Origin of the sequence: Flavobacterium sp. 1355, assembly GCF_017833415.1 — a bacterium.
In the GTDB taxonomy this organism is placed as follows: Bacteria; Bacteroidota; Bacteroidia; order Flavobacteriales; family Flavobacteriaceae; genus Flavobacterium.
On record NZ_JAFICC010000001.1, the window covers coordinates 164,564 to 177,974 of the forward strand.

The following is a 13,411-nucleotide window of genomic DNA, read 5'->3' on the forward strand; positions in this document are numbered from 1 at the left end:
TTATAAAATATTTATTTTATTTTTTAAAGTGTTGATAATAAGGATTATATTTACTGTAAGGTTTGTTATTATTAAAAAAGTAACTAGTTTAAAATGGTAAAGTTTTTAAAAAATAATTTCTTAAAATATTTCTTTAAAATCTCAGGGTTAGTTTTTTTTATTTCATTTAATAGTATAGCGCAGAACAATATTGAAAAAGCGGAACCTTGTCCGCCAAAAACAATCCTGGAACTTTTTACAAAAAAAGACAAAGACTCACTTTTGAGTTTAAAACCACAAAAGAATAGTTTTTTCCTTGTTATTCCGGCAATTGGTTCTCAACCTGCCACAGGGTTTTTCTATGGAGCAGTTGCTCAATATACTTTTAAGGGAAAAGAAAAAGCAGATAAGTATTCGATCGCAAATCTTGGAATAACCTACACCACAAAAAAGCAATGGCTGGTAAATGTCAAAAACAATATTTTATTAAAAAACAATAAGATATTCTTAAGTGGGGATTATCGGATATATATATTTTCACAGCCTAATTATGGTTTAGGCACCAATATTATTCCTCCAGCCAGAGACAAACCGAAAGGATTTAGCATTGATTCACTTGCACAACCAATGGATTATAATTATTTTAAATTTCACCAGACAGCTTCTTTTGAAGTAAAAAAGAATTTTTATGTTGGTGGTGGAATCAACATCGATTGGTACGCGAATATAGTAGATAAAAAACTGGATTTGGCAAACGGAATAACTACTTATCATTACGACTATAGCCAAAAATATGAATTTGATAATCTGGAGTATTTTTTGACCGGTGTGAGCCTTAATTTAGTTTACGACTCAAGGGACAATCAAGTTAATGCAAGTCGTGGCTGGTTTGCAAATTTAAATTATCGTTTTAATCCTGTATTTTTTAAAAATCAGGATAATAGTAATATTCTTTATGCAGAATATCGCAATTTCATTCCGGTTTCACAAAAAAACGACCGTTATATTTTAGCACTTTGGGCTTATGGACAATTTGTGACAAATGGTAAAGTACCCTATTTAAATTTACCGGCTATTGGCTGGGATCAGCGCAGCCGCAGTGGAGAAGGGTATACACAAGGTCTTTTTAGGGGAACAAATTTGGTTTATCTCGCATCTGAACTTCGTTTTCCAATTACCTGTAATCAAATGTTCAGCGGAGTTGTATTTACGAATTTTGTAACAGCAAGTAATCCGGATACCAATACAAAACTCTTTCATTCCGTTCAGCCTGCCGCAGGTCTGGGTTTGAGAATTTTAATAGATAAGGCAACCCGAACCAATTTGATCGTTGATCAGGCCTGGGGAAATAGTTCTAAAGGCTTTTATTTAAATGCTGGTGAAACTTTTTAAAATAGAACTTCGCTGTTATTCTACCTATTAATAACGAGAACTTCATTTTTACCACTTCAAAATTGATTTCTTCATAATTAATTCATAATTATAATTTATTGTGGTTTCTATTTTAATCTCAATTCTTATTTTTGTTAATAATACCACTATTAAATGAAGTTACTTATAGTCGAAGACGAGCCAAATTTACTCTCTATTTTACGTAAAGGATTTGCAGAAAACAACAACGAAGTTAGTGTTGCGCTAGATGGTACAACTGCTTTGGAGATGATTAACAGCTATACTTTTGATGTTGTAATTTTGGATGTTATGTTGCCGGATATAAACGGAATTGAAATTTGCAGAAGATTGCGCGCCGGTAAAAACTTTGTTCCTATATTACTTTTAACAGCTTTGGGAACTTCAGAAAATATTGTAACCGGTTTAAATGCCGGTGCTGATGATTATCTGGTAAAACCTTTTAAGTTTGGCGAACTTGACGCAAGAGTAAATGCGCTAAACAGAAGAGCGCACCAGGAAACAGAAAAAATAGATACCATAATAATTAGTGATTTGGAGATAAATGGGAAAGCTAAAACGGTTAAACGAGATGGCGAACCAATTATTTTAACAGCCAAAGAATTTAAGTTACTTTATTATTTAGCCAAAAACACTGGCAGAATTGTATCCCGTGACCAGATTTTAGATAATGTCTGGGATATTAATTTTGATATGAATACCAATGTTGTCGATGTTTACATCAATTATTTGAGAAAAAAAATAGATAAGCCTTTCAAGACCAAACTTATCCAGACCATGAAAGGTTTAGGATATGTAATACAAGCCTAAAATGGACATTAGAAAAAAAATCACTTTTACTTATGTAGCACTTTCCACTTTTAGTACTTTGCTGCTCAGTATAATAGTATTTGTTTTATTTAGAGAAAACAACCGTTATCATTTCTTAAAAAGACTTGAGGACAGGGCAAAAATTGTTGCTTCTGTACATTTTCAAAATGATCCCGAAAAAATAAAATACTACAGCAACCTGAAAAAAAACGGACTGGAAGAACTTATTGAGGAAGAAGAATATGTTCTAAAAATAAATAGTGCCAATAGTTTTGATTATAATACCAAACTAAATCTTCCGAATGAGTTTTATTCTAATATCCTGCAAACCGGAAAAGACTATTTTGAGGTTAACAGTAAGTATTATTTAGGGCAGGTTTTTACAGAAAGCAATCAAAAATATATTGTAATTGTTGGTGCAAGAGACAAAAGAGGAAAAACAACAACAATATATATAATAAAAATTTTATTTTTTGGCGGTATCGGATTTATTCTTCTGGCTTTCTTTTTAGGACGTTTTCTGGCAAAACGTGTTATAAATCCTGTATCCAGAATTACCAAAGAAGTAAACAGGATTAGTGCTTCAAACCTACATAACAGATTGCCCGAAGTAAAAAATTCAGATGAAATTTCAGATTTGACCAAAACGTTTAATGATATGCTGGACCGTCTTGAAACGTCTTTTGAGATTCAGGCCAACTTCATTAACAATGCCTCTCACGAATTAAAAACTCCGATTACAACTATTATAGCCGAGGCCGAAATCATGCTTCTTAAGGAGCGTGAAGTTGCCGAATATGTAGAATCCCTGCAAAATATTTACAGCCAGGCTTCAAGATTAGGCAATCTGACCGAGAGTTTACTTAAACTTACACAAACGGGTTATGATGGCAATAAGCAGGTTTTGGATATCGCCCGAATTGATGAGTTGTTATTGGATGTAAAATCGGACCTGGATAAAATCTATCCGGATAACCGTGTAAGCATCAAACTTAATTTTGCACCAAACGATTCTAGTTTACTGCTAATTCCGTGTAACAGGCCCCTTTTAGAATTAGCGATAAATAATATTATTACAAACGGAGTAAAATACTCGGATAATAATGAAGTATTCGTTGTGCTTTTTGCCAATAATGAAGCGATAAAAATTTCTATAAATGATATCGGAATCGGAATTCCTCCTGAAGATATTCCTCATTTGTATGAACCTTTCTTTAGGGGAAAAATTGCTGCCAAATATATAGGCTACGGATTAGGTCTTCCGTTGGCTTCTAAAATTATCCGAATGCATAATGGTGAAATACAAGTACAATCGGAACAAAATAAAGGAACTATTGTAACTATAATCTTTAAGAAAGATATTAAAAAGAGCAACATTAAAAAATCTAATGTTGAATCTTAGAAAAATCTAATTTTATATTAAGACCCTTCTAATTTTCAGGGAGTTATTTTGTATGTATAAACTAAACGATTATACATATGAAAAATTTCCTAATACCTACTACCTTAAAACAAGATACGATCAGCGCTGTAAAATCAGCTATCGTTCAAGGTAAAAACAGCGATTTTCAAATTGTTTTAATGATGGTTTCTGAAACTCCGGATTCTTTTTCATCATCACAATTTTTGCGCGAAATGAGAACAGGTATTTCTGCAAGCCAGGAAGAAGTTCTTGAAACCTGCCGATACATTATTGAAAAAACACCTAACTGCAAATTAAAAGTTCATAATCAATACGGACTTTCATCTCCAATCTTCAAAGGTATTATAGATGCTTTTAATGTCAAATTGGTTATTCTGACCAATTCTTATAAACAAGAAACAAAACGCATTCACAACTATTTGGTAAAACTGGCCGGAAACCAAAAATGCCCAATATTGCATTTAGGTACAGAACTTAATAAGGATAATTTTTATAAAGCCCTTTATATCGAAAATACAAATGCAAATCTGCATGTAAAAGATGTTCAGCAGTTTTTGAGTGCTAATTTCTCTTATGAAATTGTCAGCCAGACAGCCAAAACAAATGACAGTCAAGAGGATATGACACCTTACTTATCTGAAGCGATTTCAAAATATGATATCGATTTACTGGTAGAAACACGCAAGGGCGAAAAAATAAAATTCAAAAAAACAAAAAAAGAAAACATTAACGATAGATTGGGTCTTCCGGTATTATCGCTCTACGAAGAGTTGGCATAAGCTGATTTATCAAAGAAAATATAAGTTTAATTTAAAACCGAAAATATGTTATTAAAGAAAAGAATTCCAATGAAGTACGTTCTCGGGAAAATTAAAGTAGAAATTGCTCTGGTATTGGCGTACACTATATTGTTTGAAATTTTTCATTATTATTTCATCAATCTTCCCGTAGATATTCCGATAGCTATTCCAACCATGATTGGAACCATTATTTCGCTGCTGTTGGCTTTTAAATCCAATCAGGCTTATGACAGATGGTGGGAAGCCAGAATTGTGTGGGGTGCAGTGGTAAACGATTCCAGAACCTTAATACGCCAGGTTTTGACATTTTATAAAGATCCCGATTTTTCTGTTGAAGCAAACGAATTCAAAGAAAATTTTGCCAAAAGACAAATTGCATGGTGTTATAGTTTAGGTCAATCACTACGTGGAAAAGATGCTATAAAACCGCTAAAAGGTTTGGTTAGTGAAGAAGAAATTAAATACATAAAGAACCATCAGAATGTGCCAAATGCTATTTTGATGCTTCACGCCAGGGATCTTAGAAATGCAAAAAATGATAAGCGTATCAATATGTATCAGCAAGTAGAAATCGACAATACATTGTCAAGATTGTGTGATGAAATGGGTAAATGCGAAAGAATCAAAAACACCATTTTTCCAACCACATACAGCATGTACATAAGATTGACACTCTGTCTTTTTATTCTGTTATTGCCATTCGGGCTTACGAGTGTATTGAGCTGGTTTGCCATTCCGTTGATTACAGCAATTGCCGCAGCTTTCTTTTTAATAGAAAGAATGGCGATTCATCTGCAGGATCCGTTTGAGAACAGGCCAACAGATACACCTGTAACAACAATTGCAAATACAATAGAAAAAAATATTAAGCAAATGCTGAATGAGTATCAAAGTGATTTTGATATTCTAAATGAATTTGATTTTAAAGAACAGCCTAAAAAAGCGGAAAACGACGCTTATTTCGTTTTATGATTATTTTTTTTTGGTCACTTAATTGTTAGATTGTTAACCAGACAGCACTGTTTATTGTTTTTGCTGTCTGGTTATTTTATTTATATACTGAGCAATTTGCCTAACGTCTGGATTGATTGCCGTAATTCATTTGTCCACGGAAGACCAAAACTCAGCCGCATACAATTTGAAAACTGATCCTGAAAAGAAAAAATCCTCCCGGGCGCAATGCTAATATTGTGTTTCATGGCCAGATGATAAAAATCTGCTGTGTCAATTTTTTTATCTAACTCGATCCAAAGAAAAAAACCGCCTTGTGGCTGACTTACTTTTGTTCCTTTCGGAAAAGATTCCAGAACGGTATTGATATAATTATTGCAATTATGATTTAATATCTGACGGATTTTTCTAAGATGATTTTCATAGCGTCCGTTTTTAAGAAAATCGCCAATAACCTCATGCGTAATGGTAGCAGGAGAAAGCGTGTGGAAAATTTTATTCCGTAGAATTTCTTTTTTAAACTTCCCTGGCGAAACCCATCCTACACGATACCCTGGAGCCAGTGTTTTTGATACAGAACTGCAGCAAAGCACAATGCCGCTTTCATCATAAGTTTTACAGTTTGTTGGACGGCTGGAGCCAAAGTATAAATCACCGTGAATATCATCTTCTATAAGCGGAACATTGTAAAACTCCATCAACCGGACCACTTCTTTTTTATGCTCAACAGGCATCATACTCCCAGACGGATTGCTAAAATTACTCATCAGTACACAAGCTTTTACCTTTTTAGAAGAAAGTGCTTTTTTCAGCGCTTCTATTTCTATCCCTGTTGTCATGTTTGTTGGCATTTCCATAACATACAACCCCAAAGATTTTGCTAATTGCAATAGACCAAAATAAGCCGGACTTTCTATAATAATAGTGTCTCCGGGTTTTGTTAACGTCATTAAACAATTTGAGATTGCACTGGTACAGCCAGGAGTTGTAATAATATCCTCCTCGGTCAAAGATCCTCCCCAGGTAAAAGACCAGCGGGCAATTTCCCGTCTCAAATTCGGATTTCCCTGTACTTGCTCATAACTCGTCCCGCTGTTGGGCAGTGACCGCATTGCCTGAATCATCCCTTTATTTAATTTCGCTATAGGCAGAAGCTCATTAGATGGAAAACCCAAAGAAAGCATTGTAATATTTTTGTCGGTCATATTTCCATAAACCTGGTCAATCAAATCTTCCCGGTCAACATTCAGACACTTTAAAACCGGACTGCTCGGGCTTGGTTCTGTAATAATTCTGGCAGAAGTATTACTCACATAATAACCCGACTGTGGTCTTGATTCGATGAGAGAGCGGCTTTCGATTTCGTAATAGGCCTTACTCACCGTACTCATGCTGTAACCTGTTTCGGCACAAACTTCGCGAATAGATGGTAATTTGTCACCAACGCTCAAAACGCCCGATTTTATTTGTTTCTCGATCCTGTCGGCAAACTGAAGATATAAGTAATTTGAACTTCCCATAAAAAAAAACTGTTATGGTGCAATTTACAAAAACTGTATCTGTATTGCTATATTATTTTTGTGAAATTTGCCTTATAAAAATAAATAAAAAAAAATAAACCCGTGAAAACAACAAAGTATTACCTGGCAGCAATAACTGCTTACACCATTTGGGGCTTTTTTAGCCTTGTGCTAAAACCAATTCATGACTATCCTTCGCTGGATATTTTGTTTTACCGCGTTTTTAGCTGTAGTATTTTAATGTTATTAATTGCCTTTACTTTTAAGAAAAAAGCAATGACAGAAACGGTCGAAAATTTCAAATCCCTATCGAAAGCAGAAAAAAGAAAAACACTTTTATTAAATTTTGGAGGAAGTTTTTTAATGATTGCCAATTGGTTTACATTTATCTTTGTTATGAACCATGTTAGTGTAAAAGCAACTTCTCTGGCTTATTTAGTTTGCCCGATTTTAACCACTTTGCTGGCTTATTTTCTCCTGCACGAAAAACTGTCCAAAATCCAATGGCTTTCTGTCGGATTAAGTGTTTTAGGGTGCTTACTATTATCGTACGCAGCTATTATGGATATGTTTTACAGTATTATAATTGGTTTAACGTATGCCGCATATCTGGTAAGCCAGCGTGTCAATAAAGGTTTTGATAAATTTATCATACTTACATTTCATATTACATTGGCAGCTATTATATTACTGCCATTTTATCCGTCTTACAGCGGACCTGTTCCAACAGAATTTAGATTTTATTTCTGTATAGAAACCATAGCAGTACTTTTTACTATTTTCCCGTTGTTTTTGAATTTGTATGCACTTTCAGGAATCAATTCTTCAACAGTCGGAATGCTTTTAAACATCAATCCAATGATTGCTTTTGGATTGGCAACTTTTGTATATCACGAAAATATTACTGCATTACAAGTTGTAGCGTATACAATTATTTTTATTGCTGTTTTGGTGTTTAACTCACATCATATTTTTGCGATCAGGAAAAAATATTTACCGGTTGAAAAAACGCCGAATTGTACACAATAAATTACAAGAATCTTAACAGCATATTAAAACAGGAATGAGTATTTTTCATTTCTGTTTTTTTTTGGAAAAAAGAAAAGGGTTTGCCACAGATTTCACAGATTAAAAGGATTTTTTTTAATCTTTTAAATCCGTTAATCTGTGGCAAAAAAATAAAAAATACCATTTCAAAACCGAATTTATATTTATGAAAAATACCAAACTTCAAGCTTTCATTCCCTTATTTTATTTAGTATGGTCTGATGACCTTCTGACTCAAAAAGAATTTTCGACATTAAAAGAATTTATCAATGCTCTTGATGTTCTTTCGGCAGAAGAAAAAGAATTTTTAATTTCTAAAGCAGATATTTCAAATCCGCCTTCGCGAAATGAGCTTGCAGAATGGAAATCAGATATTGAGAAAAGCATTAAAGACAAATCTTCTATAAAATCTATTTATGATATAGCCGTTGCCCTTTCAGATGTCAATCTTGATATTACCAATCTAAAACCGGATTTTACAAAACTCGAAAATGATTTGGGGGTTTTGGGCGAAGAAGTGATTCAGAATTTCAAAACAAAAGCAGATTCTTTTACAGCCAGTTCTCAAACCAACAGCAATTTTGATATTCAGAAAATCACAGAAATCTTAGACGGAAAAGAAGCTGCCATTATAAAAAAGGTAAAAACAGTTATCTCAAGACCTGAATTTGCTTATGAAACTTCTACCGATATTAATGTCTACCGCCAGACTGTTTACAAATGGTGTAAAATTTTAGCAGAAGAAAATCTCGGAAATATGGCATATCCTAAGCAATATGGCGGCGGAGAAAATATAGCCGACTATTTTGCAATTATGGAAACTTTGAGTTACCACGATTTAAGTCTCGTTATAAAATTTGGAGTTCAGTTTGGACTTTGGGGAATGAGCGTACAATCGCTGGGAACCGAAAAACATTATGCCAAATATTTAAAAGATATCGGAACATTAAAACTTCCGGGCTGTTTTGCAATGACAGAAACACATCACGGATCGAATGTAAAAGGGCTGGAAACTACGGCGACGTATAATCACGACAAGCAGACTTTTACCATTCGCACACCAAATAAAAATGCCCAGAAAGAATATATAGGTAACGCTGCCGTACATGGACAAATGGCAACCGTTTTTGCAAAACTAATCATTGACGGTCATGATTATGGCGTAAATGCATTCGTAGTCCCATTGCGTGACACAAACGGAAACACTCTTGAAGGCGTTACAATAGGTGATTGCGGTCATAAAATGGGTTTAAACGGAGTGGATAATGGTACAATCAGTTTCAATCAGGTTGAAATTCCGAAAGAGAATATGCTGGACCGTTTTGCTTCTGTAAATGACAAAGGAGAATTCGAAAGTCCGATTCCAAGTGATAACAGACGTTTTTTTACCATGCTGGGCACATTAGTTGGCGGACGAATCGGGATTCCGCGTTCGGCATTGGCTGCTGCAAAATCCGGACTTACAATTGCGATTAGATACAGCGATCAAAGAAAACAGTTCGGACCTGAAGGCGGTTCTGAAGTACCAATTTTAAATTACAGAATGCACCAACGTAGGTTATTACCGCATTTGGCAAAAACATACGCTGTACATTTTGCACTGCAATATCTTACCAAACGTTTCCTGAACAGAACTGAATCTGAAATGCAGGAAATCGAAGCCTTGGCAGCAGGAATGAAATCATATTCAACCTGGAGCACAAGAGATATTCTTCAGGAATGCCGTGAAGCCATTGGCGGAAAAGGGTATTTGTCTGAAAACAGGATAGATGATTTAAAAAATGACACCGAAATATACACCACTTTTGAAGGTGATAATACTGTTTTGATGCAATTGGTAGCCAAAAATCGTTTGGCAGAATTCAGAAAAGCATTTGGTGAAATGGGTTCCTTGGGAATCATCAATTATGTATATGAAAATGCAAAAACAGCCATTGCAGAGAAAAACCCAATCGTAACACGGAAAACAGATGATGAACATTTGCTTGATGATCAGTTTCATTTGCAGGCATTTGTACACAGAGAAAAGACAATTCTGGCATCTGCAGCAAGACGTATCAAAAAACTCATTGACGAAGGTTTAGAAGCTTATGACGCGTTTAATGTCGTACAGCATCAAATGATAGATGTGGCTCAGGCTTATCTGGAACGTATTGTTTTAGAGCAATTTCAGGAAGCCATAAAAGAAGTTAAAGACGAAAAATCAAAAGAAATATTAACAAAACTAAACCAATTGTACGCGCTTTCGCAAATAGAAAAAAACAAAGGCTGGTATCTTGAAGACGGCTACATGGAGGCGGTAAAAACCAAAGCCATCCGTAAAATGGTCAATCAGCTTTGTTGGGATATTCGCCCGGATGCTGTCGCATTAGTAAATGCTTTTGATATTCCGGAGAGTTGCCTGGCAGCCCCGATTGCAGTATAGTTTTTTAAACCAAGATTTTAGATATGCTTTGTCAAAGTTTAAAACTTTGACAAAGCTTTTTTAATTCAAACCATACTTTTATTAAAATAATTAGCCTTCTCAAAATCCTGGATATTTATTGAAATCACCGGGACATCAGGAAGAACAGATACTAATTTTGTAACTATTACTTTAGATAAATTTCCTTTCTGATCATCGTTACGGCCTTCTAAAATATAGGCAAAAACATGAATAAAATCATCCAGAGTATTTCCGTTATTATAAAAAGCAAAAGGATTTATGCGAACTTTAATTTCAGATGCGGTAAAAAGCCCGGTTGAAAAAGCAGCATCAAAAACTTCTTTCATTATTTCGTCAGCAGATTTTATCCGCACAACATTCTCAGAACAATCGATAATAAAATGTGGCATCGCTTTTAATTTAGTTAGAGATTCAATTTAGACAAAATTATAAAAGAATAATTTGTTAGTTAGTATTGCAGACAAAACATTTATGTCACTTAGAGGACTTTGGTATTATTAATCTTTATCAATTGATAACAATTTTAAAGGTAACTGACTTAGTACTCTATTTTTAAATTTTTCTTCAATTTCCTCTTTTTCCGAACTCGATAAATCTTCAAAAGTTTTCCATCCTAATGAATATTCTTTTGTACGGAAAACTGATCTAACTGCAACTCCTGCAGTATTAGTTTTTACCATTGGAGGAATAACTGACACATAATACATTTCACTATCATTAAGATTTTTTATATAAAAAATTTTCCCTTTTAAAAAGCCATATCCTGTTTTATCCCAATCATCATATTTTTTCAAATCTTCAGGAGTTCTCAAAGAAATATTATTTTTCTCAATGCTATCCAAGTAAAAATTTAATTGTTTTGTATTGCAGCCAAATCTATAGATATTTCCCCCTCCTAATGTTCCTGAAAATCCTAAATTACAAGAAATTAAAACAATCAAAATTAAAACTCCAATTAATAAATATTTTTTCATAATTATTTGCCTATTTCAATTATTTCAAATGCTTTAACCATATTTATAGCAGCATCATTTGTCATTTTAGATACTGGTGTTCCAGTGAAAGGATCTATTGTTTTATTTTTATACTCATCATCAATTGTTTTGTTAATGTAAAAGTAAGTTTATATTTACAATTTTTAAATTTACGGCATCTTTTATTTCTGTAGTTTTAGCAAGTTGCTTTCTCCTTTAAATAATTCACATTTATATTTACACTTTATTATATTTGTAATTCTGTTTTTTTATCCTTTATTCATTTTGAAAAATTATTTCCTCTTTATTTTAATAGCGCTGCTTAGTGTTCCTGTTTATTCTTTGGATAATACAGATACAATTTTAAATAAGCTGAATATTGCTTTAAAAAACAAGCAGCATTATGTTAGATTAAAAGAAGAAAGAATTTTAAACTTCAAAAAAATAAAATCGGAATCTTTTACCAAAGAGCAGGAGTATAATTATAACAAAACCTTGTACTCAGAATATCAAAAATTTAATTCAGATTCAGCCATTTTATATGTAAAAAAGAATCTTAAACTGGCCCAGGAACTTCAAAATAAAGATTTATCTGATTTGGCAGAATTGCAATTAGCCAATCTGTATTCATCCTCAGGGAAATATCGGGAATCAGAAGCTATTCTAAAAAGCATCAATAAGAAAACATTAAACAAATCACTGCTGCCCAACTATTATGTTGCTTACAGAGAATTTTTTGAACATTACAATGCTAATAGTACCAGTCTAAAATATATTGAACAAATAGGTAAATACCGTGATTCTCTGCTAGGGGTCCTAAATCCTGCAACACTGAATTATAAAATCAACAAGATTCAGAAAAATATTTTTGATAAAAAATTTGCTGTTGCCCAAAAGCAATTAACCGTTTTATTAGAAAACATTCAAGAAGAAGACTCGCAATATGCCATGATTACCTATCTTTTTGGAAGCATTTATGAAGCGACGCATCAATTAGAATTAAGAAAAAAATATTATGCACTTTCTTCTACAGCTGATATAAAAAATGCCATAAAAGACAATGCATCACTTCAGGAACTGGCTTTGGTTTTTTATGAAATCGGAGATGTAGATATGGCGTACAAACTTACCCAGTCTGCAATTGAAGACGCCTTGTATTGTAATGTACAATTTCGTACACTTTTGATGTCAGAAGTATATTCCATCATCAATACCGTTTATCTCGAAAAAGAAGCAAAAAGAAAAACAGAACTTCAACTTTATCTTTTATGCATCAGTTTATTGTCTTTATTTCTTATTGTAGCTGTGATTTACGTTTACAAACAAATGAAAAAAGTATCCAGAATACGTGGAGAACTTTATGAAACAAGCCAGAAATTAGCAGAATTAAACAGAGATATTACAGAAACCAATAGTCAGCTGCAGGAACGTAATGCCCAATTATCAGAATCTAACCATATTAAGGAAGAATATATAGCACATTTTTTTAGTCTATGTTCTGCTTATATCAATAAGCTGGAGAATTACCGGATCATTTTAAACAAAAAAGCTACTGCAAAACAATTTGACGAAATTTATAAAATGTTAAAATCAACAACTTTAGTTGATAATGAACTCGAAGAATTATACAAAAACTTTGATATAATATTTCTGAACCTTTACCCAACTTTTGTAAAAGATTTTAATGATTTACTAATTAAGGAAGAACAAATCGTTTTAAAGCAAGGCGAACTGCTAAATACTGAGCTTCGTATTTTTGCACTTATCCGTCTCGGAATTACCGACAGTGTAAAAATTGCAGCATTCCTGCGTTACTCTTTAAGCACAATTTATAACTATCGGACCAGAGCCCGAAATAAAGCTGCAGTTTCCCGAAATGATTTCGAAGAAATGGTCATGAAAATTGGTTTAATTTCATTGAAAGTCTAAGGATTTATTTTAAAATCACTACTTTTTTTTACTTTTTATTTTTATTAAATATCTGATTTTTAGATGTTTAATTTTTTAATTTACTACTTTTTTTCGTTCAAAAATTCAACATGTACTATAAC

11 protein-coding genes are annotated in these 13,411 nt (G+C 33.2%); 8 read left to right on the forward strand and 3 right to left on the reverse strand.

Going from position 1 to position 13,411, the window contains the following annotated elements; all coding sequences use genetic code 11:
- The first annotated feature begins 93 nt into the window (after positions 1 to 93).
- The 5 genes from JOD96_RS00740 (at position 94) to JOD96_RS00760 (ending at position 5,394) form a co-directional block, all read left to right on the forward strand.
- Positions 94 to 1,371 carry a BamA/TamA family outer membrane protein gene (locus tag JOD96_RS00740; RefSeq protein ID WP_209562351.1) on the forward strand — a complete coding sequence of 426 codons (1,278 nt, stop codon included), beginning with the start codon at positions 94 to 96 and terminating at the stop codon, positions 1,369 to 1,371.
- Between the two features lie 153 nt (positions 1,372 to 1,524).
- Positions 1,525 to 2,199, forward strand: a complete 675-nt coding sequence (locus JOD96_RS00745) for a response regulator transcription factor (RefSeq protein ID WP_209562352.1) — start codon at positions 1,525 to 1,527, stop codon at positions 2,197 to 2,199.
- 1 nt (position 2,200) lies between these two features.
- Complete coding sequence (locus JOD96_RS00750) at positions 2,201 to 3,601, forward strand: sensor histidine kinase (protein ID WP_209562353.1); 1,401 nt, start codon at positions 2,201 to 2,203, stop codon at positions 3,599 to 3,601.
- 77 nt (positions 3,602 to 3,678) lie between these two features.
- Positions 3,679 to 4,401, forward strand: a complete 723-nt coding sequence (locus JOD96_RS00755) for a hypothetical protein (protein ID WP_209562354.1) — start codon at positions 3,679 to 3,681, stop codon at positions 4,399 to 4,401.
- Between the two features lie 45 nt (positions 4,402 to 4,446).
- The gene (locus JOD96_RS00760; RefSeq protein ID WP_209562355.1) at positions 4,447 to 5,394 is read left to right on the forward strand and encodes a bestrophin family protein; all 948 of its coding nucleotides are present in this window, start codon (positions 4,447 to 4,449) and stop codon (positions 5,392 to 5,394) included.
- An 80-nt stretch (positions 5,395 to 5,474) separates the two neighbouring features.
- Here the strand turns inward: JOD96_RS00760 and JOD96_RS00765 are convergent, their stop codons facing one another.
- Positions 5,475 to 6,893 carry a PLP-dependent aminotransferase family protein gene (locus JOD96_RS00765; RefSeq protein ID WP_209562356.1) on the reverse strand — a complete coding sequence of 473 codons (1,419 nt, stop codon included), beginning with the start codon at positions 6,891 to 6,893 and terminating at the stop codon, positions 5,475 to 5,477.
- Positions 6,894 to 6,995: 102 nt separating this feature from the next.
- On the opposite strand from JOD96_RS00765, the gene JOD96_RS00770 reads away from it, so the two are divergent.
- Together JOD96_RS00770 and JOD96_RS00775 are read left to right on the forward strand one after the other, a co-directional pair.
- Positions 6,996 to 7,922 carry an EamA family transporter gene (locus JOD96_RS00770; RefSeq protein ID WP_209562357.1) on the forward strand — a complete coding sequence of 309 codons (927 nt, stop codon included), beginning with the start codon at positions 6,996 to 6,998 and terminating at the stop codon, positions 7,920 to 7,922.
- 184 nt (positions 7,923 to 8,106) lie between these two features.
- Positions 8,107 to 10,365, forward strand: a complete 2,259-nt coding sequence (locus JOD96_RS00775) for an acyl-CoA dehydrogenase (RefSeq protein WP_209562358.1) — start codon at positions 8,107 to 8,109, stop codon at positions 10,363 to 10,365.
- A gap of 65 nt (positions 10,366 to 10,430) precedes the next feature.
- Here the strand turns inward: JOD96_RS00775 and JOD96_RS00780 are convergent, their stop codons facing one another.
- Entirely contained in the window at positions 10,431 to 10,775 is a 345-nt protein-coding gene (locus tag JOD96_RS00780; protein WP_209562359.1) for a 5-carboxymethyl-2-hydroxymuconate Delta-isomerase, read from the reverse strand.
- A 108-nt stretch (positions 10,776 to 10,883) separates the two neighbouring features.
- Complete coding sequence (locus JOD96_RS00785) at positions 10,884 to 11,360, reverse strand: hypothetical protein (RefSeq protein ID WP_209562360.1); 477 nt, start codon at positions 11,358 to 11,360, stop codon at positions 10,884 to 10,886.
- A 285-nt stretch (positions 11,361 to 11,645) separates the two neighbouring features.
- On the opposite strand from JOD96_RS00785, the gene JOD96_RS00790 reads away from it, so the two are divergent.
- Positions 11,646 to 13,289, forward strand: a complete 1,644-nt coding sequence (locus JOD96_RS00790; RefSeq protein WP_209562361.1) for a DUF6377 domain-containing protein — start codon at positions 11,646 to 11,648, stop codon at positions 13,287 to 13,289.
- Positions 13,290 to 13,411: the final 122 nt, after the last annotated feature.